This is a genomic window from Lysinibacillus sp. KU-BSD001 (genome assembly GCF_042920265.1).
Classification (GTDB): domain Bacteria; phylum Bacillota; class Bacilli; order Bacillales_A; family Planococcaceae; genus Lysinibacillus_B.
Map to the genome: position 1 here is coordinate 145,320 of NZ_JBDQZI010000002.1, position 21,806 is coordinate 167,125.

Here is a 21,806-nt window from a genome sequence, read left to right on the forward strand (position 1 = left end):
AGTTTTCAAGTACCCTTATAGCACTATAATATATTCTTTTCTTCGATTTCTTCCAAGGACATCGGTTTATAGAATAAGTAGCCTTGTCCACTTTTACAGCCAAGCTGATATAGTAGATCGGCTTGCTCTTGCGTTTCAATGCCTTCTGCTACTACATCGATTTCTAAATTGTACGCAATTTGAATAATCGATTGAACAATGACAAATGTCCCTACTTCATGGATGCGTGATGTAAAGCTCCGATCAATTTTTAATTCGGCAAACATTAACTTTTGTAAATAGCTTAACGAAGAGTGACCTATTCCAAAATCATCGACACTCGTTTTTAAACCACCGACAAATAAATCTTGAATAATTTTTTGTGCCCGCTTCACATCAACAAGCCCTAAATTTTCTGTAATCTCGATAATTAAATAATTGGGGTCTGCATAATATTTTTTTATTAACTGTTCCAGTTCCTCTACAAAGTGAGGATGGTAGAAATGCTCGGGCGAAATATTAATTGCTACAGGCACAATCCGCTTGCCCTCATATTGCCGTTGCTGAAACCACTGAAGAACTTGCTCGATGATTTGCAAGTCAATTTCACGGACAAGACCTGCACGTTCTGCAATCGGAATAAACTCAGCAGGTGAGACAAATCCAAGTACCGGCGAAATCCAACGCGCAAGCGCCTCCATACTTGTAATGCGCACTTTCCCTAGCGCTACTTTCGGCTGGAAATAGGCTGTTATTTCTTTATTTTTTAAAGCCTCTATGAGATGCTTTAAAATAGTAAATTCCTTTTCTAATTGCGCATCATTTTCTCGCGAGTAAAACTTCACACACGTACCAGACACACCTTTTGCCTCCGATAGCGCATTTTCAGCGTATCGAACAGCATCTTGTACGGCTTTGTTATGTTGAAGTATGGCACTACCACATTTTAATGTAATATAAAACTCTTTTCTATCAATGACAAATGACTGTACTACTAAACTGTTTAAAAAATCTTCTGCATTCCCTTTAGCCGTTTCGATTACCTCTCGCTCCATATATAAAACAATTGATTCGCTAGAAAAACGGCCGATTAAGGCTTGATTCTTCATACCGCTATGTAAAATACGTTCGTATAACTGTTTGAGTAGTTCTTCGCCTGCATCGCGTCCGTATAATTCCACAATACGTGAAAATTCACTCGGTTCTATTATTTGAATCACTCCATCTACGACATCAAGTGCTGTTAAACGCTCAATAAATCCATAGCGATTCATCATGCCCGTCCGCATATCCATATAAGCCAGCTGATAGATTTGTTTCTGTTTTTGCTCGTAAGAATGGGCCAAGGTGATTAAATTTAAAATTTTTTCAATAAATAAGCTATATATTTTCGTATCGTCCTGTTGTTTACTATAGTAAATTGTCATCACACCGAGCGCTTCTCCGTCTTCCTGACGAATCGGGATAAATGCATAATTTGTTAATTCATTTTTTAGTGCGAGCTGTTTATGTAATAGATGAATCGGCATTTGATTGAGGTCATTGCCCATTGTCATATGCTCACATTCTATTAATTGCGTATAGTAATCTATTTCTGCACATTGTTCAAGCAAATAATGACCAGGCTTTTCTGGATAAAATGCACTCGACTGCACCATGTGAAGTGCACCGTCATGCCTTAAAATAATCGATGTAAAGCTATGCGGATGAGAGAAATCATCCATACTATTACAAACAAGCTGAAGCTTTTCGATAAACGGCACTTCCTGTTGAATGGCTGTAAACATATCCTTTTCGAGTCGATCTACAAAACCATATAGTTGTGTATATGTAACATCTTGAATACAAACAAGTACAAATTCCGTTTCATTGTCCTCATTTTGAAGGGGTATACATGCTAATTCTGCATAAAAAGAAGCACCACTTTTTCTATTATGTATAACTTGTGCTTTCGTCATCTTCCCTTTTCGCAGACGTTGCTCCACTTCTTCCATATGGATATTACACTTTATATGCTGTAAAAGTTGTTGAAAAGGTGTATACGTTATATCTTCAAAGTTGTAGTTTGTTAAATTTGTATAAAGCTCATTACAGTAAATCAAAGAAAATGTTTTATTTAAAATAACGTACTGTTGACTCGACTTATCCCCTAAATCTCTTAATGTGCGAAACAGAATATTCGATTCATACTCAACAAATTGAGTTAGCATCTCCCTCTCCTCCTTTCTCAATGAATGTTAAATAACAAGCAATCTTTCGTCCATTATTACCCAACTTAATGCCATAAATCAACAAATAAATTATTTCCATATTACTGAAAAAGATACTTTCCAATTAATTGGAAAGTATCTCAAGATAGTATTTTATGCGTATAATGGGTATTTATCTGTTAACACTTGTACACGTTGACGTGCTTCGGCTTTTACTGCTTCGTCTTCTGGATTTTTTAGAACAGATGCAATAATTTTACCAACTTCTGTTGCATCTTCTTCTTTGAAACCACGCGAAGTGATCGCTGCAGTACCAACACGGATACCAGATGTAACGAATGGTTTTTCTGTATCATATGGAATCGTATTTTTGTTTGTTGTAATCGCTACTTCATCTAATAAATGCTCCGCTACTTTACCCGTTAAGCCTAGCGATTTCACGTTTAACAGTAATAAGTGGTTATCTGTACCACCCGATACGATTTCAACGCCTTCTTCCATTAAGCTTGCTGCTAATGCTTTTGCGTTTGCTTTAATTTGTTTTGCATATTCTTTGAATTCTGGTTGTAATGCTTCACCAAATGCTACCGCTTTTGCAGCGATGACGTGCATTAACGGACCACCTTGAATACCTGGGAATACAGATTTGTTTAATTCTTTTTCCCATTTCTCATCTTTTGTTAAAATCATACCGCCACGTGGACCACGTAATGTTTTGTGTGTAGTCGTTGTAACGAAGTCAGCGTATGGAATTGGTGATTGGTGCTCACCTGCCGCGACAAGACCGGCGATGTGTGCCATATCGACCATGAAGTATGCGCCTACTTCGTCTGCGATTTCACGGAATTTCGCGAAGTCGATTTCACGTGGATAAGCAGATGCGCCTGCCACGATTAACTTTGGTTTAGCTGCTAATGCTTTTTCACGCACATCGTTATAGTCGATTGTTTGCGTTTCTTCTGATACACCGTATTCTACGAAGTTATAAAGAATACCCGAGAAGTTTACTGGTGAACCGTGTGTTAAGTGACCACCGTGAGAAAGGTTCATACCAAGTACTGTGTCGCCCGGTTGTAAAATTGTGTGGTAAACAGCCATGTTTGCTTGTGCACCTGAGTGTGGTTGAACGTTTACGTAAGCTGCACCGAATAATTCTTTTGCACGGTCACGCGCGATATCTTCTACTACGTCCACAAACTCACAGCCACCATAGTAGCGTTTGCCTGGATAACCTTCTGCATATTTGTTTGTTAAGTAAGAACCTTGTGCTTCCATTACAGCTTCTGATACGAAGTTTTCTGAAGCAATCAGTTCGATGTTTGTATTTTGACGCTTTTTCTCTGCTAAAATGCCGTCTAGAACTGCTTTATCTTGTGCTGCTAATTTTTCAAATGCCATGATAAAAATCCCCCTAAAGTTTAAGTTCTTGGCTTCCGCCATTAGTGCATCTCATATTGAGCGCGTACACCACCGATTAATTTCGGACGTGTTTTCGCCGCTGTGACAATGGCTTGTCCAATCGTTTTCACCGATGTACGAATTGGCACAGCTACTACTTTTAAATGCATACCGATTAATGTTTGCCCGATATCGATGCCTGCATGTGCATGTACATATTCAACAATGACCGGATCCTTCATTTGCGTATAAGCATACGCAGACATGGAACCGCCTGCTGTTCTGACAGGAACAACTGCAACAGGCTCTAAATGATATTTTTCTGCGGCCGCTCGCTCAAGCGTAAGCGCTCGATTAATATGCTCGCAACCTTGAAAAACTAAGTACAGATCATGCTTTTTCGCAAAACGTTCAAGCTCGTCATATAACAGCTGTGCAACTTCTATTGCACCCGCTGTACCGATCTTCTCCCCTATCACTTCCGAGGTAGAGCAACCGATGACGAATAGCTGTTTCGGTTGAAAAGTGATTTGCTCTTCTACTTCACTTAACAATTGCGCGATTTCCTGCTTCAAATGCTGTAAAGTCATAAGCCCGTTACCCTTCTAACTCAGTAATTTTTTCAATGCGACGCGTATGTCGACCGCCTTCGAAATCCGTATTTAACCAAGTAGCAACAATTTCGCGTGCAAGACCTGGGCCAATGACACGCTCACCCATTGCCAATACGTTCGAGTCATTGTGGCAACGTGTTGCCTTCGCTGAAAATACATCATGCACTAATGCACAACGAATACCTTTAAATTTATTTGCTGCAATCGATATACCAATCCCTGTACCGCAAATTAAAATGCCGCGGTCAAACTTTCCAGCTGCAACACCTTCTGCTACTGGTCTTGCGTAATCTGGGTAGTCTACAGAATCGTTTGTTTGTGGACCGAAATCTTCATAGCTAATATTCAGCTCATCTAATAGCGCCATAATTTCTTTGCGCAAATTATTGCCGCCATGATCCGAAGAAATTGCGATTTTCACTAAGATTCCCTCTTTTCAAATATATTCATGTACAGTGTACCATTTCTGACCCCATTATGACACGTATTTTACGATAAACAAATGAATGTTTTTAGGCGAAATACGAATGTTTTCGCTTACAAAGCGAAAATTGTTCATTTTTATACCTATTTTTTGCTAGATTACAAAGCTAACATTCGCCTAAATTCGGAAAACTAAAAGAAAACTAAAAAAACGAGTTTTCTAATAACCGCTTATAGATTATTAAAAAGCTCGTTTCTCTTATTTTGTTCGATCAAATTGTAAAATGACTTTATGCAATTCATTTGACTGCTGTTGGAGGTTTTGCGATAGTTTTTCGATTTGTTCAATGGAATACGCCTGCTCCTCTGTCGCCGAGCTGACTTCTTGTGTGCTGGCCGATGTTTGCTCTGCAATGGCTGCTACTTCATGTGACTGTTGTGCGGTTGTTTCAATATTATGCATTTGTTTTTCAACAAGTTTAGAAATCGTAATGACCGCCTCCGCCATTTCATGGACACTCGCTGACATCTCCCCGACCGCAGTCGTTGTTTCTGACACGCGCGCTGACTCCGTTACTGCATACGCAACTTGTTCATTCATTTGATTTACGACAGTATCGACATTCTGTTGAATCGTTTTGATTAAGTCCGTAATTCCTTTCACTGCATTGGCACTTTCATCCGCTAATTTTCGCACTTCCTCTGCTACTACGGCGAACCCTTTTCCGTGTTCTCCTGCACGCGCTGCTTCAATCGATGCATTTAAAGCGAGCAAATTCGTTTGTGCTGCTATATCACCAACAAGACCAATAATCCGTTCAACTTGTTGTGCGTTGTTTTCTAATTCATGAATACTTTGAAGAGCCTGTTCATTTCCCGTAGCGATATGCTGAATACTCTCTACTAAACTTTGAATGGCAGTCGTCGTGTGTGATAAGTTATCAATAATAACCTGTGATTTTGTTGCTGAATTGACGGCAACACTATTCACTTCACTCGCTAACATCCTGACATCTTCAATTGCCTCTACCGTATCTTGTATGGCATTCGCAGATGCATCTGCTCCACGTGAAATTTGTCCCACTGTCGTAGCAATATTCGACGCTTCGTTGCGTGCTACGACCGTTTGCTTGGATAATTGTTGAATCGTATCGTTCGTCGTTTGAAAATTTTGCTCAATGCCGTCAACCATACCACGTAAATTGATTAACATTCGTTGAAATGCCTCAGCAACCGAACGAATTTCATCATTTGTATTAGGCATCTTCACGTCTTGTCCAATTTTCCCCTCTGCCACACGCGTAGCCGTTTGCTCTAGTTGTTGCAAAGGTTTCACAAGAACGATACTGAACACGGCCGCTAAAATACAGGACCATGCAATCCCTAAAATATACGTAATGATTTCAAATAGTTGACGATTTACTGATGGAAAAAACATAGGTTGGATAAATTCAATAAATATGAAACTCACTGAATACGTAATTAACGCTAGTATCCCTACAAATAGTACTAGCTTCGTACGCAAATTAAATATTTTCCTTTCGGATTTCATAAACCTTTATCCCTCCTTATACTGAGCTTCAAATTGCTCCATTAAACGTTGCAACTCTTGATATGTTTGTTTATATGTAGTTAAATCCCCACCAAATGGATCGAATACATCTTGACTACTGTATGGGGTTACATATTCTTTTAATGTATAGGTCTTTCCTTTTGCTTCTTCAAATGTACGTAAAATCATATCTTTATGTGCGCTTGTCATCGTTAAAATTAAGTTGGCCCATTGGACATCTTGTTCGTTTACTTGTTTTGAGACATGTTGATGTGGAATATTTTCTTGTATCAGAACTTCTCTTGCATTTTCTGACATTTCCCCACCTTCTAAAGCATAAATGCCCGCAGATTTCACGTTAACATTCGGTAAATTTCTACTTTTCAGAATCGCTTCTGCCATCGGACTTCTGCAAGTGTTGCCAGTACATACAAAGTAAATATTCATGTCACACTCTCTCCATTGTCTTAGTTGTTTTATGATTATAGTAAATACTCATAATGAGTATTTACATAAATATATCACCATTTGAGTAACCGTTGCTTTCCGCTCCGGCACTCGCTTTCCACGGGCGAGATCAAGCCTCCTCGTCGCTCATCCTTCGCTCCTGCGGGGTCTTGATTGTCTCGCTTTTCCCGTAGGAGTCTCGTACCTCCGCTACAAGCAACTAGTGTTCAATAAAAAATAGGTTCTAAAAAATTAATAAAATATCCTCATTGATTCTAGTAGAGGCTAGGGCGATTATACTTACAAATAGAAAGAAAATAATTCCCTATAGAAAAGATAAATGCTTTTTCTAGAATATCGAGAAGTATTCACTTTTTTTTGCCGTAGCGCGCCATAGCCATAGGAGCCAAGATTTTCTTTGCGACGAAAGCGCAAGCGTCAGGAGCAGGAACAGGAGATCCAAACAGGCCACTCCTGTTTTAGCTCCTGTGTAGGCTGTGGCAAAGCGCGAAGGCTACGATACCACTTTAGTTTAATTATCCTATCGATATTTTTAGGATGCACTTTTGCTCATTACAAGTAAATATATAAAAATTGATTGTATTTCATCATTAGCATATCAAATTTAAGTATAGAAGGAAAGTAATGAACTATTAAAAATGTAACATAATAGGTGAATTGTCTCAGATGAGATAAAAAATCACATTCACTAAAATTCAATACTTAAAGAGGTAAATTATGTAGAATACGAAGATAATTTCGGTTATCAAATAGTAATATATACAGCGGTTAACATTCCATATAATTACTTAATTATAATATAATACTAGATAAAAAGGCATTAAAAGATAAGAATTTATGCTATAAATAAAAAACTCCACATAAGTATGTGAAGTTTAGTCTTGTTTTTTATACCATTTATCACCAGCTGCTTTTTCTAGGCGGTTCATAATCGCTGAACCCACACCTGTTTTTGTCGTAGCGGTTGCTAAAATAATCGTTGCATCTGTTTTGTCACAGCGTCGAAGGACATCGTACAAATTCGCACCCATTTGTTGCTGGTTATGTTCATCACCAAATGTGAAAAAATAATCCGCTGCTATATGCGCGTATGTTGTCGGTGCTAACAATGCTACTTGATGACCTTGCTGTTGTAACGTAGCCACAGCTGTTGCGATATCCGCTGTTTCTTCTATTAAATACACAGGCGCTTCCGGTGCATAATGTGTATATTTCATACCAGGAGCTTTTGGTGTTGATTCTTGTTTTTGCTCTACATATGTTGGCTCTAGAACAGACCCAATGACTGCTTCTAGCATATCCTTTGTCACACCACCTGGACGTAAAATTACAGGTGGATCTAGTGTGACATCAAGCACCGTTGATTCAATCCCGATCCCCGTTACTCCTCCATCTACGATACAAGGAATAATGCCATTTAAATCTTCCGCTACATGTTCAGCCTTTGTTGGACTCGGCTTTCCACTTCGATTGGCACTCGGCGCAGCGAGCGGTTTTTTTAACAAGCGCAATAACGCTAGCGCGACAGGGTGTGCTGGCATACGTAAGCCAACTGTTGATAACCCCGCTGTGACACTTGGCGCGAGTATACCTGGCTTTGCTTTCATGACAATCGTTAATGGGCCTGGCCAAAATGCCTCCATACATTGCTTTGCCACAAGCGGAATATCTTCAATATACGCTGTCACTTCCTCAGTTGTCCCAATATGTACAATTAACGGGTTATCAGATGGGCGGCCTTTCGCTTCAAAAATACGCTTCACAGCCACTTCATCTGTTGCGATAGCACCTAAACCATAGACCGTCTCCGTTGGAAATGCCACAACTTGACTAGCATTTAAAAAGTCCACAGCTTGTGCATATATTTTTTCACTATTCACATTATTATCCACAATCAGTCTATCTGTTTTCATTTTTTACCTCTTTACCTACAAGTAATTGTTCAAATAATCCACAAATTGTTAATAACTTCTAAAAGGATGTGTATAAGTTTTCTGAAAATGTGCATAACTTTACGCCATTTTTTTCTTAAGCCACTCAATCAATTTAAATCTGACTTTTTCTTTTTCTGGTTGTTCCTCATCCTCACAAACGTTTGGAAACGCTGAACAAAACCAATTTTCACCACGACCACTGCCAATAATAATGACCAATGAATCTTTGGCATGTTGTGGATAAAATGTTTGCATCATTCGCTTTGGCGGGATTAAGTTATCCCCATGCTTCATTTGAATATTTAAATGTGCATAATTCTTTTCCACATGTAATTGAATGTGTTGCATGAGCTCATTTTTCTCTAATGTGGCTACCGTTGACTGTTTCATTAATTGATTGACATCGTGTGCCACCTGTTGTTTTACTTCTTGATCTTTCACTGTGTTGCTATTGGCAATCACTCTTACTAATAAATCCTCTGTATAGCTTGGTCTTTGATCCTCTAATAATTCTACAAAACTTGGTACCGTATGCATAATGATATACAAAGCAATGGCGCTAATGAGCAGTTTCAATGTAGCTAGTAATTTATCATTTCTTATAATCTCGTAATCACGTAACATGAAAATCCCTCCTTGCCTAGCATTGTGGACAAGGAGGTAAATTTTTATTCTACTATTTTACAAAAAACTATTCGATCTTTGCCGTTAATATCTTGCACGACCTCTACAGTCGCTTGCGGAAAGGCTTTTAGAAACATTTCTTTTACTGCTAAACCTTGTTTATAGCCTATTTCTACCGCCACAAATCCCGGCGTATTCATCAGGTGCGGCAAGTTTTCTGCTAGTTTACGATATAATACGAGCCCTTCCTCTTCAGCAAACAGTGCGGTATGTGGCTCATGCGCTAGCACCACTTCTGACATATCCTTTGCTTCCTCAATTGCGATGTATGGTGGATTAGATAAGACAATATCCCATTTTTCCTGTTCAATAGGTGCCGTTAAGTCCCCTAAGCGAAAATCGATTTCCGCTTGTAAACGGTCCGCATTTTTTGTAGCTGTCGCAAGGGCTGTTGGTGAAATATCGGTCGCTGTTACTTTGGCAGCTGCCCATTCTTTTTTCATCGTAATCGCAATCGCCCCACTACCTGTCCCAATATCTGCTACCATTACTTCTTTGTCACCAAATAGCTTTTTACCCTGTTCTAATGTACAAACAATTAATTCCTCTGTTTCAGGACGTGGGATCAGGACGGATTCATCGACGTGGAATGTACGACCATAAAATTCCTCGACCCCCGTAATGTATTGTACAGGGCGCCCTTTTGCATGTTGCTCCACATACGATTTAAATGTAAAAAATTGTTCAGGTGTTAATGCTTCATGCGTGCGCATCATTAGACCCGAATAATTTGTTTTCAAAATATGTTGCAGTAATATTCTTGCAGCATTTTCATCGCGACCGTTACTTACTAAAAAAGAAGAAGCCCCATTTAGGGCCTCAAATACTGTTTTATGCATCTTGATTTAACTTCTCTAGTTTAGAAGCTTGCTCTTCTAAAATGAGTGTGTCGATAATTTCGTCTAGCTTACCTTCGACGATTTGATCAAGCTTTTGTAACGTTAAACCGATGCGGTGGTCTGTTACACGGTTTTGCGGATAATTGTACGTACGAATACGCTCAGAACGGTCGCCTGTTCCGACTGCTGATTTACGTGTTGCATCAATTTCTTTTTGCGCTTCTTGACGGTACATGTCTGCTACACGTGCACGTAAGATTTTTAGTGCCTTGTCACGGTTTTTTAATTGTGAACGCTCATCTTGCATCGATACAACAACACCCGTTGGAATGTGTGTCATACGAACGGCAGACATCGTCGTATTAACGGATTGACCACCTGCACCAGATGATGCAAATGTATCCACACGAATATCTTTTTCATGAATGTCCACATCTACTTCTTCGACCTCTGGAAGACATGCTACTGTTGCTGTTGATGTATGGATACGACCTTGCGATTCTGTGGCTGGTACACGTTGTACGCGGTGTGCACCGTTTTCAAATTTGAATTTAGAGTACGCACCTTGCCCATTGATCATAAAGATAACCTCTTTATAACCACCTGCCGCATTTGGTGTCGCTTCCATAATATCGATTTTCCAGCCTTGTGTTTCAGCATAACGTGTGTACATACGGAATAAGTCACCTGCGAAAATATTCGCCTCATCGCCACCAGCTGCACCACGAATTTCCATAATTACGTTTTTACTATCGTTTGGATCTTTCGGGATTAATAAAATGCGTAGACGCTCTTCTAACTCCTCGATTTGCCCTTTTAATCCGTTGAACTCTTCTTTTACCATTTCAAGCATATCAGGGTCTTTTTCGTTCTCTAACATTTCACGTGCATCCGCAAATTGCTGTTTTGCTTCTTTGTATTCGCGGTATGCCTCGACTGTCTCTTGAATATCCGATTGTTCCTTCGAATAGTCACGAAGTTTTTTACTATCATTGACGATATCTGGATCACTTAGAAGCTCATTTAAGCGCTCATAACGATCTTCTACCGCTTGTAATCGATCAAACATATATGTTCACCTCTAGTATTATGAATTAACAAATTTTCTTTCAAATCTACCTTCATTAGTATAATGAATTCTGGTCGTTGGTGCTACCATTATTCATTACAAAGGCGGATTGTTATGACATTTGCGACAAACAGGATAATACGTATCATTGCCACCAATTTGAATTTGTTCCCCTGTATATACAGGTTTTTTATTTTCATCAACCCGTAAATTCATCGTCGCCTTTTTATGACAAAACCAACAAATTGTTTTCATTTCTTCAATTTTATCTGCATAAATGAGCATGTAACGGCTACCTTCAAATAGCTCGTTTTGGAAATCATTTTTCAACCCAAACCCCATCACGGGAATATTTAACTCGTCCACAATGCGTGTTAGTTGAAGCACATGTTCTTTTGATAAAAACTGGACTTCATCGATGAGTACACAATAGAGCTTTTCTGGATGCGCTTTGACGATTTCATAAATATTTGTTTCTTTAAAAACGGCCTGTGCGGGGCGGCGTAGACCAATTCGGCTCGACACTATCCCAACTGCCTCACGCGTATCAATAGCAGATGTAAAAATCAAAACGGGTTTATTTTGTTCTTCATAGTTATGCGCTACTTTTAAAATTTCAATTGATTTTCCGCTGTTCATTGCACCATGTTTAAAAAATAATTGTGCCATTATGAGCCTCCTTTTCACGCATGTTGATGTATCTAGTATTTTTCGTTCAGTATAAGTTATTCATAACGAGCAAACCATAAAACATATATTACCAGTTGAGTAACCGTTGCTTTCCGCTACGGCACTCGCTTTCCACGGGCGAGCATCAAGCCTCCTCGTCGCTCATCCTTCGCTCCTGCGGGGTCTTGATTGTCTCGCTTTTCCCGTAGGAGTCTCGTGCCTCCACTACAAGCAACTATTGTTCAATAAAAATGGGTTGCTAAAAAATAAGAAATATCCTCATACATTACAGGGACTAGGCGACGATATGTGTAAATGAAAAGAAAATGATTTCTTTTAAAGAAGAGAAATGTTTTTCTAGCATATCGAGAAATATTCACTTTTGCCGTAGCGCGCCATAGCCACAAGAGCCAAGATTTTCTTTGCGACGAAAGCGTAGCGTCAGGAGCAGGAACAGGAGATCCAAACAGGCCACGCCTGTTTTAGCTCCTGTGTAGGCTGTGGCAAAGCGCGGAGGCTATGATACATACCCTTCACTATTCAACTGGTATTTTTAGGATGTATTTTTGTCCATTACGAGCTATATAAATAAGCCATTTACACTTTCTTATCTACTAAAGAAAATGCCTGCCATACGTAATCGTTTGGCAGGCATTTTGACAATTATTTATTAAGACCGTATTTTTTGTTGAAACGATCAACACGTCCGTCAGCAGACGCGAATTTTTGACGACCAGTGTAGAATGGGTGACACTCGTTGCAGAACTCGACAACGATTTTCTCTTTTACTGAACCAGTCTCAAAAGTGTTACCGCAAGAGCAAGTTACTGTTGCAGTTTTGTAATCTGGATGAATTCCTTGTTTCATATTCGTTTTCTCCTCTCGCCCTGAACCATCTGGAACAGAGTATTATCGAACTGCACCTTACATAGCCCGAATATGTTATTACAGTATTTCCGTAATAAAAGCGTAAAAGCCAGCTACATATGTACACGTTACATACTAGAGAATGATAACATATTTAAATATTTAATTGCAAGTGCTATTTCACAGATAAAATTAAATACGTAAAAATGTTATAGCAAGCCTTTTCCTTTTGTTGCTTTTTTCATATCTGCATCTAATTTTTCAAAAAACTCTTCGTTTGTTTTGCTGCCGCGTAGTTTGCGTAAAAACTTCTCCGCAAAGTCTGGCGCATCGCTGAATGTTTTGCGGATCGCCCATAGCTTATCGAGTTGTTCTTGTGGAATCAGTAGCTCCTCTTTACGTGTACCAGAACGACGAATATCAAGAGCTGGGAAGATACGGCGCTCTGCTAAGCTACGATCTAAGTGCAGCTCTAAGTTTCCTGTCCCTTTAAACTCTTCGTAAATAACTTCATCCATACGGCTACCTGTATCAACAAGCGCTGTTGCTAAAATCGTTAAACTACCGCCTTCTTCGATGTTACGGGCTGAACCGAAGAAACGTTTTGGACGGTGGAATGCAGCCGGGTCAATCCCCCCTGATAATGTACGTCCACTTGGCGGAATGACTAAGTTATAGGCACGTGCTAAACGTGTAATCGAATCCATTAAAATAATAACATCTCGTTTATGCTCTACTAGACGACGAGCACGCTCTAAAACGATTTCTGCTACTTTCACATGGTTTTCTGGTACTTCATCGAATGTTGATGAGACAACATCCGCTTTGACAGAGCGCTCAATATCCGTTACCTCTTCTGGACGCTCATCAATTAATAACACAATCAATTCTGCTTCTGGATAGTTTGTCGTAATCGCGTTCGCTACCTCTTTTAGTAACGATGTTTTCCCTGCCTTTGGTGGGGCTACGATGAGACCACGTTGACCAAAACCGACAGGCGCAATTAAATCCATAATGCGTGTTGATAGTTTATTCCCTTCTGTTTCTAGCTTAATTTGACGATCTGGGTAAAGTGGAGTTAGCGCTGGGAAGTGAACTCGCTCTTTTGCAACTTCTGGGTCTTCCCCGTTGACTGCTTGTACTTGAAGGAGGCCGTAATAACGTTCGTTCTCTTTTGGTGGACGTACTTTCCCTGTTACCTTGTCCCCATTACGCAAATCAAATCGGCGAATTTGGGAAGCTGAAATATAAATATCCTCTTTAGATGGTGAGTAGTTGATCGGACGAAGGAAACCAAAGCCTTCTTGCGACACAATTTCAAGGACACCTTCCATAAAGAAATAACCTTCTAATTCTGATTGTGCCTTTAAAATCGCATAAATCAATTCTTTTTTATTTAACTTACTATAATAAGAAATCTTAAATTCACGTGCTTGCGCATATAACTCTTTTAATGTCATATTTTCTAATTGCGCAATTGTAAGAGCTGACATAGCTTCTCTCCTAACTATATTTATTTTTCTTTTGGAATGTTCATAAAATGGGAGAACTTTTTTAAAGAAGGGCCCGGCTAGAGATGCCGGGCAACATTGAAGTTATTTATTAAATGTTGGTTTTTTTTCGATACTGTGACGTCCTTCGATAAAACGTACTGTACCTGTTTTTGCACGCATAACAACAGAGTGTGTTAAAGCGTAAGAACCTTTATATTGAACACCTTTTAAAAGTTCGCTATCTGTTACAGCTGTTGCTGCAAAAATAGCATCATCACCTTTTACTAAGTCATCCATATAAAGTACTTTATCGACGTCAATCCCCATTGCTTTGCAACGTTCTAGTTGTTCTTCATCTTCAGGTACTAGCTTCGCTTGGAAGTCGCCACCTAAACATTTTAATGCTACGGCAGAAATAACACCTTCAGGGGCACCACCCATACCGAACATAATATCAATGCCTGTTTCGTCAAATGCTGTATTAATTGCAGCACCTACATCACCGTCTTGAATGAATTTAATACGTGCACCTGCTTCACGAATTTCATCCACAATTGCTTGGTGACGAGGACGATCTAATAATGTTGCAACGACATCTGAAATGTCTTTGTTTTTCGCCTTTGCTACTTGTAATAGATTATATGTGACCGATGCATTAATATCAATTTTACCAGCGGCTTCTGGACCGACTGCAATCTTCTCCATATACATGTCCGGTGCATTTAATAAATTGCCGCGATCTGCAATCGCAAGCACTGTCATCGCACCATTTGTACCTTTTGCAACGATATTTGTTCCTTCAAGTGGATCCACTGCGATATCCACCTCTGGACCACCGTTACGCAATCCTAATTCTTCCCCAATGTACAGCATCGGTGCTTCGTCCATCTCACCTTCACCGATAACAACTGTTGCATGCATTGGGATTGTATCGAACATGTGACGCATCGCTGTTGTTGCGGCGTCATCTGCTTCATTTTTAAGTCCACGTCCCATCCATTTGGCTGAAGCAATCGCTGCTGCCTCTGTTACGCGAACAACTTCCATTGATAAACTACGTTCCATTGTAAATTTGCCTCCTGTTTTCGGCTAGCTGAACAAAAAAAGATTGCTACATGCTCGCCTAAACCTTCACTTTCATTTCACTTTCATTGTAACATATTCGTCTAGCTCGTTTTATCTGATGTTAAAATTGTTTCACGACGAATATTAGCACCTAATGTACAAAGCTTTTCAATTAAGGAGCTATAACCGCGCTCAATATGATAAATATCGTGAATTTCCGTTTCTCCCTTGGCAAGTAGACCAGCAAGTACTAATGCAGCACCTGCGCGTAAATCCGTTGCCGTTACGACCGAACCTTCTAATTGGGTTGGCCCTTCCACAATCGCCGTATTGCCTTCCACACGTGCTTTGGCACTCATCCGACGGAGTTCATCAATATGTTTAAAACGCGCTGTATAAATGGTATCCGTCACTTTCGATGCACCTACTGCTTGTGTCATTAAAACAGATAGTGGCTGTTGTACATCTGTTGGAAAACCAGGGTATACAAGTGTTTTTACATCGACAGCTTGCAATACACCTTGCTTTGGTATAAAAACACTTTCCTCATCTTCTTCTATCACAACGCCCATTTCACGTAGCTTTGCAATGACAGAATCTAAGTGCAACGGAATCACATTATCAATGGTTACCCCGTCGCCAATCGCTGCTGCCATAATCATAAATGTGGCTGCTTCAATACGATCTGGAATAATCGTATGCTTCGTACCATGCAATTCTTCTACGCCGTCAATCCGAATGACACTCGTACCAGCGCCCTTAATTTTGGCACCCATATTCGAAAGCAGTGTTGCTACATCAATAATTTCTGGCTCTTTTGCAGCATTTTCAATAATTGTCCGTCCTTTTGCAAGTACCGCTGCCAGCATAATATTAATCGTAGCGCCAACGCTTGCCACGTCTAAATAAATTTTTGCCCCGCGCAACTCCTCAGCACGTAAATAAATTGCACCGTGCTCATTTGTTACTTTCGCACCTAGCGCTTCAAATCCTTTAATATGTTGATCGATTGGGCGCGGCCCTAAAAAACAACCGCCTGGCAAGCCGACAACTGCTTTTTTAAAACGTCCTAACATAGCGCCCATTAAGTAATACGAAGCGCGAAGTTTTTTTACATTCCCATTTGGTAATGGCATCGCAATCATATTTGAAGGATCGATTGTCATCTTTCCGTCTTCAAATGTGACTTCGCCGCCAATTTCTTCAAGTAAAGCTTTTAACGTCCAAGCATCTGAAATTTCAGGAATCCCTCCAATAGTGACGGAAGAATTCGCCAAGATTGATGCTGGAATTAAAGCGACCGCACTATTTTTCGCACCGCTGACTTTGACTGTACCTTGTAGACGATGACCACCGTTAATTTTGTAAACATCCATGCTAGCGTTTCTCCTTCATCACTTGGAAAGCTTATTTTTCTTATTATTGACCTTCACGCTTTGACCAATCCGCTAAAAATCCTTCAATTCCTTTGTCAGTTAATGGATGGTTGAATAATTGTTTTAATACCTTAAATGGTGTTGTTGAAATATGTGCACCAGCTAATGCTGCTTCTGTAATATGTTGTGGGTGACGGATAGAGGCAGCGATAATTTCTGTTTTAATATCATGGATTGTGAAAATATCTGCAATGGTTGCAATTAATTCAACCCCGTTTTGTCCGATATCATCTAGACGCCCTAAAAATGGTGATACATATGTTGCACCCGCGCGCGCAGCCATTAATGCTTGGTTCGCTGAAAAGATTAATGTAACATTTGTTTTGATGCCTTTTTCAGAGAAAAATTTACATGCTTTTAATCCTTCTGGTGTCATCGGTAATTTTACTGTAATATTTGGATGAATCGCCGCTAATTCTAAGCCTTCTTTCATCATGCCTTCCGCATCTAATGAGATAACCTCACCACTAACTGACCCATCTACTAATTCAGCAATTTCTTTTAGACGGTCATGGAAATTCACGCCTGGCTCTTTTGCTACTAACGTAGGGTTTGTTGTCACACCTGATAAAATGCCCCAAGAATAGGCTTCTTTAATTTCTTCAAAGTTTGCTGTATCGATAAAGAATTTCATGTATTTATCCTCCTTGTACAAAGCTGCATAAATGTATTGTCATGATTAGAAAAACACAACCCGCGCTGTAATAGTGCGAGTTGCTATGTTTTCTTATGTGGATTTTCTTGAGTACTTCTATTTTCGTATCCACCAAGATAAGAGAAGGGGTGCGTATCAGATGCTCCCCTCATCATAAAACTCTTATATATTACGCTTTTTGCGAGCTACCAAATACACGCATTTTACCGATAACTGTTTCTTTAATCGCTTCGCGTGCAGGTGCTAAATATTTACGTGGATCATATACTTTTTGATCATTGTTTAAAATGTCACGGATTATTTTTGTTGCCGCGATTTGATTTTCAGTGTTTACGTTGATTTTCGCTGTTCCTAAAGAAATCGCACGTTGAATTTGCTCATCTGGAATACCTGTACCACCATGTAATACTAGAGGCATACCTGTTTCGTTACCGATTTGCTCCATTTCAGCAAAACCTAGTTTTGGTTCGCCTTTGTATGGACCATGAACTGAACCAAGTGCTGGCGCTAAACAATCGATCGCTGTCTGCTCAACCATTGCCTTACATTCTGCTGGATCAGCATAGATGATACCACCTGTTACACCATCTTCTTCCCCACCAACTGTACCTAATTCAGCTTCGACTGATACACCGTGAGCATGCGCATATTCTACTACTTCTTTTGTGATGTTTACATTTTCTTCAAATGAGTGGTGTGAAGCATCAATCATAACAGACGTGAAACCTGCATCGATGGCTTCTTTACATTTTTCGAAAGATGAACCGTGGTCTAAGTGGATGGCTACTGGAACTGTGATGTTATAGCTTTCGATTAATCCTTTTACCATGTGTACGACTGCTACAAAGCCGCCCATGTATTTCCCTGCACCTTCAGAAACACCTAAAATAACTGGTGAATTTTCTGCTTGCGCAGCTTGAAGGATTGCTTGTGTGAATTCTAAATTATTAATATTGAATTGCCCTACTGCGTATTTCTCATTTTTTGCTTTGATTAACATTTCTTTCATAGAAACTAATGCCATTATGGAAATCCTCCCTTAAGGATGCTAAATATTTTATATGAAAACATTCAATCCCATCATAACAAAAACCAACGCATCTGAAAAGCTTCAGATGCGTTGGTTTTCTGCACCGAAAGCGAAGCCGCAGGGGCAAAATTGTTTCAATCCCAAAAGTGTTTCAGACCGTTATGTTTTCTGCACCGAAAGCGAAGCCGCAGGGGCAAAATTGTTTCAATCCCAAAAGTGTTTTAAGCTATTCTGTTGTCTATGACAAAACACATTAACATTGTAGATAAAATAAGGAATTCATGCTCTCTACGCATGAATTCCTTATATAATTTCCATAAAACTATACACTTAGTACATCCTTCACACTATTTAATACATCAAAAATATTAAATGGTTTTGTAAAGTACTTTGTCGCGCCAAGTCTCATTGCCTCATCGATTAAATCTTGTTCCCCGTAAGCTGTCATCATCATCACCGGAATAGTCTCATTTTTAACTTTGAGCTGTTGTAAAATTTCGATGCCATTCATACCCGGAATTTTCATATCTAGTAAAACGCAATCAATCGCTTCTTCATCGAAGATTTTTAATGCTTCAATCCCATTTTGCGCTAAATATGTCATGTACCCTTCTTTTTTAAATACCTCATTCAATAACAGCCGAATACCTGGTTGATCGTCAACGATTAGTATGTTTTGCATTAGAAAATTCCCCTTATTACCATTTTTGTAATAAATTCTATAATAATATACAAATACCTTCTTATCCACTAAAATCATTTTCAAATTTTGCAATTCAGTTGCATCAAATTTATAATGAGATGGAGGTGGAAATATGTCAAAAATTTTAACTACTCAAATGAGTGGCTTATTACAGCGTATTCAAACAAGTGAAGAGGAAGCAATTGAAGAAACAGCACGTTTACTTGCGCAAGCTGGCATTGGACAAGGTCATGTATATTTCGCCTGCTTCGGTGAATTAAAAGCAGTGGAGCTGAATGCGGTGGCAAGTGTAGCGCCATTTGCAAAAATTGTACCATGGAAAGATGATGTGGTCGTCACAGAAGTAGACCGAGTCATTATTTTTGTACGCAGTTGTCAAGATCCAGAAGCACTTACGTTAGCTAAAAAATTGTACAATGCATTTATCCCATTTGCCGCTGTGGCAAGTGAAGTGGCGAATGCTGACAATCCGTTAAGCGAGCTTGCTTATACATATATTAGTCTGAAAGTTCGTGGCGGCATTTTACCCCATCCCACAAAGCTAGGTGAGCGCATTGTCTTCCCACATTTAATCGCGGCGTTATTTATTTATGAAGCAATTAAAATGGCCTATGATGAAATGATTTCAGATGATGAAGAGTTAGAGGAGGATACATCGACTTCCCCCTTTAGTTAATGATCTGCTACTGCTCCTTCATAAGAGCGGTGGCTTTTTATTTTGCCCAGGCTCCCTTACGAAATAAAAACTACCTCGCCCTATTTTAGCGAGGTAGTTCGTATCAAGTATTATTTACGATTCGCAAATGCTGCACCAACAAACTCACGGAATAGTGGCTGTGGACGTTGCGGACGCGATACTAATTCTGGGTGGAATTGACCAGCAACGAAGAATTTCTTCTCTGGTAATTCGATGATTTCAACAAGCTTGTTATCAGGCGATACCCCTGAGAAAACAAGGCCTTCTGCTTCCATTGCTTCACGGAATTCGTTGTTGAACTCATAACGGTGACGGTGACGTTCATAGACTAACTCTTCCCCGCCATAGCAAGCACGTGCACGAGAACCTTCTTTTAGCTTACATGGATATAAACCAAGACGTAATGTACCACCTAAATCCACATCTTCTGATTGATCTGGTAAGAAGTCGATAATTGGGTAATTTGTTTCTTTATCCAGCTCTGTTGAATGTGCACCTTGTAAGCCAAGTACATTGCGTGCAAACTCAATTGTTGCTAGCTGCATCCCTAAACAAATCCCAAAGAATGGCACATCGTTTTCACGCGCAAATTTAATCGCTTCAATTTTCCCTTCGACACCACGATCACCGAAGCCACCTGGTACAAGGATACCATCAGCTTGTCCTAACAGTTCCTGTGCATTTTCTGCTGTAATATGCTCTGCATTCACCCAATCGATTTCGATATCTGAATCATATACGTAGCCCGCATGCTTTAATGCTTCTGCTACTGAAATATAAGCATCTTGTAGCTCTACATACTTCCCAACTAGGGCAATACGTGTTTTGTGCTGTAGATTTTTCACTTTGTGTACAAGCTCTTTCCAGTCAGACATATCTGCTTCTGGTGCTTGGATTCTAAAGTGATCAAGAACGATATCATCGAAGTCTTGTGCATGTAAGTTCAGTGGCACTTCATATAGATGCTCTACGTCACGCGATTCAATGATTTCATGTGGTTGTACGTCACAGAATAAGGCTAACTTGTCTTTCATATCTTGTGAAATCGCTTGTTCTGTACGGACAACGATAATGTTTGGCTGAATCCCAAGTGAGCGTAACTCTTTTACAGAGTGTTGCGTTGGCTTTGTTTTCATTTCACCCGCTGCTTTAATGTACGGGATTAATGTACAATGCACATACATAACATTATTGTGACCAAGGCTTGTTTTCATTTGACGGATCGCTTCTAAGAACGGTAATGATTCGATATCCCCTACAGTACCGCCTACTTCTGTAATGACGACATCGGCATTTGTTTCGCGACCAGCACGTTGAATGCGGTCTTTAATTTCGTTTGTAATATGAGGAATTACTTGCACCGTACCACCGTTGTAATCACCGCGACGCTCTTTTTGTAACACAGATTGGTACACACGGCCAGATGTCACTGTTGAATGTTTCCCTAAGTTAATATCGATGAAACGCTCATAGTGACCTAAGTCTAAGTCAGCCTCTGCGCCATCGTCTGTAACGAATACTTCACCATGTTGATACGGGCTCATTGTACCTGGATCAATATTTAAATAAGGGTCGAACTTTTGAATTGTCACTTCAAGACCACGGTTTTTGAGTAAACGCCCTAAAGATGCTGCGACAATCCCTTTTCCGAGTGATGAAACAACCCCACCTGTTACGAAAATATACTTTGTCATGCTAAATTCCTCCTTGAAAATAAGAAAAGCTTAAACGTTTGGCACACCGGCAAACAGTTGAAGCAATAAACTAAACGAAAACTTATATTTCGCTCGGCCAGTGCGAGCGCTAATTATTAGAAAGACACATCTCTTCCGAATTAGGTCGAAATGATGCCCATTCTGATGCGGATATCCATGAAACTAATACTTTCCTATCCACAAATAAAAAACGCTCCTCCTGCTTGTTGCAGGGGGAGCGTATCAATCGTACGGTCAATCTCCTCTTTTAAGGAGCCCAAGTAAAAGATTATACGGAAGTGTAAAAGAAGTCAAGCACTTTTACAC

Annotated in this window: 20 protein-coding genes; 1 reads left to right on the top strand and 19 read right to left on the bottom strand. The window is 39.7% G+C overall.

What is annotated here, in order from left to right; translation table 11 throughout:
- Positions 1-23: 23 nt before the first annotated feature.
- The 18 genes from AAGS61_RS03970 to AAGS61_RS04055 all read right to left on the bottom strand — a co-directional run bounded on the left by AAGS61_RS03970 (position 24) and on the right by AAGS61_RS04055 (position 19,067).
- Complete coding sequence (locus tag AAGS61_RS03970) at positions 24-2,189, bottom strand: EAL domain-containing protein (RefSeq protein ID WP_391367646.1); 2,166 nt, start codon at positions 2,187-2,189, stop codon at positions 24-26.
- A 153-nt stretch (positions 2,190-2,342) separates the two neighbouring features.
- The gene (gene glyA, locus AAGS61_RS03975; protein ID WP_391367649.1) at positions 2,343-3,587 is read right to left on the bottom strand and encodes a serine hydroxymethyltransferase; all 1,245 of its coding nucleotides are present in this window, start codon (positions 3,585-3,587) and stop codon (positions 2,343-2,345) included.
- A 41-nt stretch (positions 3,588-3,628) separates the two neighbouring features.
- Positions 3,629-4,177 carry a TIGR01440 family protein gene (locus tag AAGS61_RS03980; RefSeq protein WP_391367652.1) on the bottom strand — a complete coding sequence of 183 codons (549 nt, stop codon included), beginning with the start codon at positions 4,175-4,177 and terminating at the stop codon, positions 3,629-3,631.
- 7 nt (positions 4,178-4,184) lie between these two features.
- Complete coding sequence (gene rpiB, locus AAGS61_RS03985; RefSeq protein WP_391367654.1) at positions 4,185-4,622, bottom strand: ribose 5-phosphate isomerase B; 438 nt, start codon at positions 4,620-4,622, stop codon at positions 4,185-4,187.
- Between the two features lie 261 nt (positions 4,623-4,883).
- Positions 4,884-6,176 carry a methyl-accepting chemotaxis protein gene (locus AAGS61_RS03990; RefSeq protein WP_391367657.1) on the bottom strand — a complete coding sequence of 431 codons (1,293 nt, stop codon included), beginning with the start codon at positions 6,174-6,176 and terminating at the stop codon, positions 4,884-4,886.
- A 6-nt stretch (positions 6,177-6,182) separates the two neighbouring features.
- Positions 6,183-6,623 (bottom strand): low molecular weight protein arginine phosphatase, encoded by a 441-nt coding sequence (locus tag AAGS61_RS03995; protein ID WP_391367660.1) that lies wholly within the window; start codon positions 6,621-6,623, stop codon positions 6,183-6,185.
- A gap of 896 nt (positions 6,624-7,519) precedes the next feature.
- Positions 7,520-8,557, bottom strand: a complete 1,038-nt coding sequence (locus AAGS61_RS04000) for an L-threonylcarbamoyladenylate synthase (protein WP_391367663.1) — start codon at positions 8,555-8,557, stop codon at positions 7,520-7,522.
- Positions 8,558-8,656: 99 nt separating this feature from the next.
- Complete coding sequence (locus tag AAGS61_RS04005; RefSeq protein ID WP_391367665.1) at positions 8,657-9,202, bottom strand: stage II sporulation protein R; 546 nt, start codon at positions 9,200-9,202, stop codon at positions 8,657-8,659.
- A 44-nt stretch (positions 9,203-9,246) separates the two neighbouring features.
- Complete coding sequence (gene prmC, locus AAGS61_RS04010; RefSeq protein WP_391367669.1) at positions 9,247-10,101, bottom strand: peptide chain release factor N(5)-glutamine methyltransferase; 855 nt, start codon at positions 10,099-10,101, stop codon at positions 9,247-9,249.
- Positions 10,094-11,170: a peptide chain release factor 1 gene (prfA, locus tag AAGS61_RS04015; RefSeq protein WP_391367672.1), complete on the bottom strand. Its 1,077-nt coding sequence runs from the start codon at positions 11,168-11,170 to the stop codon at positions 10,094-10,096. The genes prmC and prfA overlap by 8 nt, the downstream gene beginning before the upstream one ends.
- A 96-nt stretch (positions 11,171-11,266) precedes the next feature.
- Entirely contained in the window at positions 11,267-11,839 is a 573-nt protein-coding gene (locus AAGS61_RS04020; RefSeq protein ID WP_391367674.1) for a thymidine kinase, read from the bottom strand.
- A gap of 663 nt (positions 11,840-12,502) precedes the next feature.
- Positions 12,503-12,706, bottom strand: coding sequence for a 50S ribosomal protein L31 (gene rpmE, locus AAGS61_RS04025; RefSeq protein WP_391367677.1), 204 nt, complete (start codon positions 12,704-12,706; stop codon positions 12,503-12,505).
- 209 nt (positions 12,707-12,915) lie between these two features.
- On the bottom strand, positions 12,916-14,199 hold the full coding sequence (gene rho, locus AAGS61_RS04030; RefSeq protein ID WP_391367680.1) for a transcription termination factor Rho: 1,284 nt from the start codon (positions 14,197-14,199) through the stop codon (positions 12,916-12,918).
- 102 nt (positions 14,200-14,301) lie between these two features.
- The gene (glpX, locus tag AAGS61_RS04035) at positions 14,302-15,264 is read right to left on the bottom strand and encodes a class II fructose-bisphosphatase (RefSeq protein WP_391367682.1); all 963 of its coding nucleotides are present in this window, start codon (positions 15,262-15,264) and stop codon (positions 14,302-14,304) included.
- Positions 15,265-15,365: 101 nt separating this feature from the next.
- Complete coding sequence (locus AAGS61_RS04040) at positions 15,366-16,640, bottom strand: UDP-N-acetylglucosamine 1-carboxyvinyltransferase (protein ID WP_391367686.1); 1,275 nt, start codon at positions 16,638-16,640, stop codon at positions 15,366-15,368.
- Positions 16,641-16,683: 43 nt separating this feature from the next.
- Positions 16,684-17,334: a fructose-6-phosphate aldolase gene (gene fsa, locus AAGS61_RS04045; RefSeq protein WP_391367689.1), complete on the bottom strand. Its 651-nt coding sequence runs from the start codon at positions 17,332-17,334 to the stop codon at positions 16,684-16,686.
- Between the two features lie 190 nt (positions 17,335-17,524).
- Entirely contained in the window at positions 17,525-18,379 is an 855-nt protein-coding gene (locus tag AAGS61_RS04050; RefSeq protein WP_391367692.1) for a class II fructose-bisphosphate aldolase, read from the bottom strand.
- 328 nt (positions 18,380-18,707) lie between these two features.
- Positions 18,708-19,067 (bottom strand): response regulator, encoded by a 360-nt coding sequence (locus AAGS61_RS04055; RefSeq protein ID WP_391367694.1) that lies wholly within the window; start codon positions 19,065-19,067, stop codon positions 18,708-18,710.
- A 133-nt stretch (positions 19,068-19,200) separates the two neighbouring features.
- On the opposite strand from AAGS61_RS04055, the gene AAGS61_RS04060 reads away from it, so the two are divergent.
- A complete protein-coding gene (locus AAGS61_RS04060) occupies positions 19,201-19,764 on the top strand; it encodes a DUF2529 family protein (protein ID WP_391367697.1) in 564 nt (187 codons plus the stop codon).
- A gap of 110 nt (positions 19,765-19,874) precedes the next feature.
- On the opposite strand, the gene AAGS61_RS04065 is transcribed toward AAGS61_RS04060, so the two are convergent.
- Positions 19,875-21,479, bottom strand: a complete 1,605-nt coding sequence (locus AAGS61_RS04065) for a CTP synthase (protein ID WP_391367699.1) — start codon at positions 21,477-21,479, stop codon at positions 19,875-19,877.
- Positions 21,480-21,806: the final 327 nt, after the last annotated feature.